This window comes from Burkholderia sp., from assembly GCF_018375725.1.
Lineage (GTDB): Bacteria > Pseudomonadota > Gammaproteobacteria > Burkholderiales > Burkholderiaceae > Burkholderia.
In genome coordinates, this window is the sequence record NZ_JAHACR010000278.1 from 1 (window position 1) to 5,620 (window position 5,620).

The following is a 5,620-nucleotide window of genomic DNA, read 5'->3' on the forward strand; positions in this document are numbered from 1 at the left end:
AGGCGCGACGGCGGTCGAGTTCGCGCTCGTGTTCCCGCTGTTCTTCCTGATCTTCTACGCAATCGTCACGTTCGGGCTGATTTTTGCCGTGCAGCAGAATCTCACGCTCGCGGCGACCGAAGGGGCGCGGGCCGCGTTGAATTACATACCGGCAGCCACGCCTCAGGCGGCGCTGACGTCGCGGGCCGATGCCGCCTGCCACACCGCTCTGAGCCTCACCCAATGGCTGCCCAACATGAGCAAGCCGACGTGCCAGGCACTGCAAAAATGCAGCTACGACCCATCGATGTATTGCGTGACTGTCACCGTGACCTATCCGTACGCGCAATACCCGCTCGTTCCATCATTGCCGCTGCTCGGGCTCGCCGTTCCCAGCGCGCTGACCAGCACGGCGACCGTCCAGATCAATCCGGCGAACATCATATGAAGCAACGGACGCGACGTATCCCGAACACCTGAAGCACGAATCACAAACCAACGACAAGCATTACTACTACGGCACCCAACCCTCACCATGGCCAATAACTTGACCAAGATCGTCGCCGGGCTGTTGATCGCGACTGCCGTTCTGCTGGGAATCTATGCATGGATGCTCGGGCGCGGCAGTGCCGCGCGCGCACCCGTGGCGGTCGCCCAGCCGGCGGCCGTCACAAAGACCGTGCCGATCGTCGTCGCCGCGCGCTTGCTGCCCGCCGGCCAGCCGATCACGGCCGACGCGCTGAAGCTCGCGCAGACCCCCGTGCTGCCGACCGGCGCGTTCAGCGATCCCGAGGCGCTCGTCGGCCGCGTGCCGGCCAACGACATTCTGGCGGCGTCGCCGGTGCTGGTGGGCGCGCTGACGTCGGGGCTCGCGGATCAGGTGTCGCCGGGCGAACGCGCCATTGCGGTCAAGGTCGACGAGACGAACGCGGTCGGCAACCGGCTGCGTCCCGGCAACTATGTCGACGTATTCCTGAACCTGAAGCGCGAGGGGGGCGGCGTTGGCCAGGCAGGCACCGAGATTCCGCGGACGCATGCGCGCCTGCTGTTGTCGAAAGTGCTCGTGCTGTCGTTCGGCGATGCGGCGCCCGATCGCGACCTCAACGCGGGGCCGGCGGGCGGCGCGCGCACGGTCGTGCTCGCGGTGCCGACCGGGCAGGTCGACGCGCTGACGCTCGCCGAGTCGAGCGGCCATCTGACGCTCGCGCTGCGCAATCCGCATGACGACGAGGTCGCGTCGCAGACCGTCGCGATGCGCGCCGCCGGCGACATGGCGCCGTCGGCGATGGCGGCGGCGGGCGTGTCGCTCGACGAACTGTCGGCGTCGCGCGGGAACAATGCGCGTGCGCCGCGTCCCGCGATCGCACCGCGTGTCAGCGCCCCGTCGCGATCGGGCGGCAATATCGAAGTGATTCGCGGCGGCCGGATCGAGACGGTCGCCAATTGAATTGAACAACCCGCAAAGTCAGAGAACGCAGCGACGGAAGAGAGAGCCGGTCGACGGCCATACCGACACAATGAAAATCAAACTGTTTGCATTCGCGATTGCCATCTGGACCATGACATTCGCCACGCTGGCCGTCGCCGCGGGGACGGCCGGCGCGATCGAGCTTGCGGTCGGCTCGCAGCGGCAGATCGCCGTTGGCCGGGCATTGCAGCGCGTCGCAGTCGGCGATCCGGCCGTGGCCGATGTGCTGGTCATGAAGGGCAGCCGCACGGGCGCCGTGCTGCTGGTCGCCAAGGCGCCCGGCTCGACCAACGTGATGGTATGGGAGCACGGGCGCGACGAACCGCGTGTCTGGACCGTCAATGTCGTCGATGCGGCCGCGCCCGCGGTGCTGGACAGTTCGACGCCGGACGTGAAGGCGTATGGCGGCGCGGCGGTGCTGTCCGGTTCGGCCGCGTCGCTCGACGCGCACGCGCGCGCGGTCGCGGTCGGCAAGCGCACGGGCGGCAAGGACGGCACGGTGATCGACACGTCGGTGGTCGGCGGCAAGAACGTCGTGCAGGTCGACGTGCGTGTCGTGGAGTTCAGCAAGGCGGTGCTGAAGCAGGCCGGGTTGAATTTTTTCAAGCAGAGCAATGGCTTCGCGTTCGGCGCGTTTTCGCCGAGCGGCCTGCAGTCGTTCAGCGGCGCCGCGACCCAGGCATTCACGGCGTCGGCCGGCCTGCCGATGGCGTCGGCATTCAACCTCGTCGTGAACGCGGCGGGTCGCGGCATCTTCTCGAACATCTCGATCCTCGAGGCGAACAATCTCGCACGCGTGCTCGCGCAGCCGACGCTCGTCGCGCTGTCCGGGCAGAGCGCGAGCTTCCTCGCGGGCGGCGAGATCCCGGTGCCGGTGCCGCAGGGGCTCGGCGCGACGGGGATTCAGTGGAAACAGTACGGCGTCGGCCTGACGCTCACGCCGACCGTGCTGAGTGCGCGCCGCATCGCGCTCAAGGTGGCACCGGAGTCGAGCCAGCTCGATTTCGTGCACGGCGTGACGATCAACAGCGTGGAAGTACCCGCGATCACGACGCGCCGCGCCGATACGACGGTCGAGCTCGGCGACGGCGAGAGCTTCGTGATCGGCGGCCTGATCGATCGCGAGACGATGTCGAATATCGACAAGGTGCCGCTGCTCGGCGATCTGCCAGTGATCGGCGCGTTCTTCAAGACGCTCAACTATCAGCAGAACGACAAGGAACTGCTGATCATCGTGACGCCGCATCTGGTCGCGCCGATCGCGAAGGGCGCGGCGCTGCCTGCGACGCCGGGCGAGTTGTCCGAGCAGCGCGGCGGCCCGGTCTGGCGCGCGTACCTCGGCGGCATCGCGTCGCCGGACGCGGCACCGGGATTTTCGAAATGAGCGAGGCAATACGCAGCGCCGCGCGACGCTTAACCGAGGGTATTCGACATGAACGCGAGAACGCATTCGTTGGCTGAGCCTGCCGTGACCGACTATTTTGTCTGCGCGTCGCTGCACGAAAAGCATGTCGGTTGGCTCGGCGACACCCTGGTATCGACCGGGGCGGTCGAGGCGGCGCCGCTCGAACCGGCCGTGCTGGCACAGCGCATCGCGGGCGTGAACCCGGCGATCGTGTTCATCGATTTTTCCGGCGCGCACGAGGCGGCCAGCGCCGCGGCCGCCGCGGTGCGCGTGTCGAATCCGGGCCTGCCGATCGTCGCGCTCGGCACGCTGGCGGAACCCGAGGGCGCGCTCGCCGCACTCCGCGCCGGCGTGCGCGACTTCATCGACGTATCCGGGCTGGCAGAAGACGCGCTGCGCATTGCGCGCGGACTCCTCGAGCATGTCGGCGAACCGGCGAACCGTCACGGCAAGCTCGTCGTGCTGCTCGGCGGGCGGCCCGGCATGGGCGTCAGCACGCTCGCCGCGAATCTCGCCGTCTGGCTGCACAAGCGCGCCGCGGGCAGTGCCGCCGCATTCGGCGCGGCCGCGCCGCACGGCCGGCAGACCGCGCTCGTCGACCTCGGCCTGCCCGCCGGCGACGGTGCGCTGTTCCTCAATACGCGCTGCGAGTTCCATTTCGTCGAGGCGGTCCGCAATCTGCGCCGCTTCGACCGCACCTTCGTCAATACCGCGCTGACCCGTCATGCCAGCGGTGTCGCGCTGACGACGCTGCCGCCGAATCTCGCCGATTTGCGCGACGTGTCGTATGCGTCGTGCGTCGGGCTGCTGAACCGGCTGCGTGCGTTTTTCGATCAGCAGATCGTCGATCTCGGCGGTTTTTCGAACCGCGAGTTCGTCGCGCAGGTCACAGGCGCCGCCGACGAGGCGTGGCTCGTCTGCGATCAGGGTGTCGCCTCGATCGTGTCGGCGGTCGATCTGCTCGAAGGGCTGCGCGATGCGGGCGTCGACCTCGGCCGCGTGCGGCTCGTCGTCAACCAGTACGACCCGGCGCTGAACCTGACCCCCGGCCAGATCGTCGAGCGGCTCGGCGTCGCGCTGCTCGCGACCCTGCCGGCGCGCCGTTTGCCGATCGGCCATGCGGCGAATCAGGGCCGCCTCATTGTCGACATCGCCGAGCGCGACCCTTACGTGCGTGCGCTCGAGCCGCTCGCCGAACGGCTCACGGGCGTCGCCGCGACGCCGCGGGCCGCGACCGGCCTGTCCGCGCTCAGGCGTTTCATTCAACCTTCGTCCAAGCGATCGTAAGCGATGGCACACGACATTCAATTCGCCGACGGCGCCGCGCCGTTCACCCAGACGCAGCAATTTCACGACATCAAGCATGCCGCGCACGAGCATTTGCTGACGCGCATCGAGGAACTGGGCGCCGAGTTCGGCCGCTGGTCGCGGCAGGCGATCAACCAGTTCGTCGATCTGGAGATCGACAGCTTCGTGCGCCTGCGCCGCATCCCGCTCAACGAGAACGAGGTGCGCACGGTCGCGGAGGCGCTGACGAAGGAACTGGCCGGTTTCGGGCCGATCGAGGACCTGCTCGCCGATCCGCACGTCGAGGACATCCTGATCAACGGCTACAACGACATCTATGTGTCGCGCCACGGCATGCTGTCGAAGCTGCCGGTGCGCTTCACCGACAACGCGCACCTGTTGCGGATCGTCCGGCGGATTCTCGCGCCGATCGGGCGCCGTCTCGACGAATCGAACCCGATGGTCGACGCGCGGCTGCCGGATGGCGGACGCGTCAACGTCGTGATCGAGCCGCTGTCGCTGGATGGCCCGGTCGTGTCGATCCGCAAGTTCCGCAAGGATCCGCTGAAACCCGCCGACCTGCTCGCCAACGGCACGTTCAACGCGGAGATCGGCGCGCTGCTGGAGGCCGCCGTCGAGGCGCGCTGCAACATCCTCGTGTCGGGCGGCACGAGTTCGGGCAAGACGTCGTTGCTGAACGCGCTGGCGTTCTACATTCCGGAGCCCGAACGCGTCGTCACGATCGAGGACACGGCCGAGCTGTCGCTGAACCACCCGCACGTCGTGCGGCTCGAAAGCCGGCCGGGCGGTTTCGACGGCACCGGCGTCGTGACGATCCGCGATCTGCTGCGCAACACGCTGCGGATGCGGCCGGATCGCATCATCGTCGGCGAAGTCCGCGGCGGCGAGGTGCTCGAGATGCTGCAGGCAATGAATACCGGCCACGACGGCTCGATGGGCACCGTGCATGCGAGCTCGCCGCGCGAGTGCCTGTACCGTCTCGAGATGCTGGCCGGCTTCGCCGGTTTCCAGGGCACGGAATCGAGCCTGCGCCGCCAGATCGCGAACGCGATCGACTTCATCGTACAGATCGGCCGCCTGTCGAACGGCCGCCGCCGCATCCTGTCGATCACCGAGGTCACGGGGCTGTCCGACAACATCATCGCGACGCAGGAACTGTACCGCTACGAGGCGCGCGTGACGCCGGAAGGCGAGGAGATCGATCACTGGGAATCGCTCAGCATCCATCCGCATTCGCCGAAGCTCGCGCGCTTCCGCCAGACGCTGTCGGGCGGCGGGTTCGGTGGCGGCGGATTCGGCGGCAACGGCTTCGGCCGTGGCGGCGGAGGCTTCAATGTATAGCCTGGTGGCTTTCGCGCTCGCGCTTGCATGTGTCGCCGCAGCGTTGCTGCTGTGGCGGCACGGCGAGCGCAAGCGCGGACGCGCGGATGCGCAGCGTTTCATCGACAGCCGGATCGAGC

General features: G+C 67.9%; 5 protein-coding genes and 1 pseudogene. All 6 read left to right on the top strand.

Features of this window, described 5'->3' with window-relative positions; genetic code table 11:
* Positions 1-427: TadE family protein (locus KH616_RS20600; protein WP_292250352.1), on the top strand; the 427-nt coding region annotated here is incomplete at its 5' end.
* 87 nt (positions 428-514) lie between these two features.
* Positions 515-1,426 carry a Flp pilus assembly protein CpaB gene (gene cpaB / locus KH616_RS20605; protein ID WP_292250354.1) on the top strand — a complete coding sequence of 304 codons (912 nt, stop codon included), beginning with the start codon at positions 515-517 and terminating at the stop codon, positions 1,424-1,426.
* 70 nt (positions 1,427-1,496) lie between these two features.
* Positions 1,497-2,831: a type II and III secretion system protein family protein gene (locus KH616_RS20610; protein WP_292250356.1), complete on the top strand. Its 1,335-nt coding sequence runs from the start codon at positions 1,497-1,499 to the stop codon at positions 2,829-2,831.
* A gap of 48 nt (positions 2,832-2,879) precedes the next feature.
* The gene (locus KH616_RS20615) at positions 2,880-4,139 is read left to right on the top strand and encodes a fimbrial protein (protein ID WP_292250357.1); all 1,260 of its coding nucleotides are present in this window, start codon (positions 2,880-2,882) and stop codon (positions 4,137-4,139) included.
* 3 nt (positions 4,140-4,142) lie between these two features.
* Positions 4,143-5,501 (top strand): CpaF family protein, encoded by a 1,359-nt coding sequence (locus tag KH616_RS20620; protein WP_292250359.1) that lies wholly within the window; start codon positions 4,143-4,145, stop codon positions 5,499-5,501.
* Positions 5,494-5,620 (top strand): annotated as a pseudogene (locus KH616_RS20625) (pilus assembly protein); the annotation flags it as partial. The gene KH616_RS20620 and the pseudogene KH616_RS20625, both read left to right, overlap by 8 nt.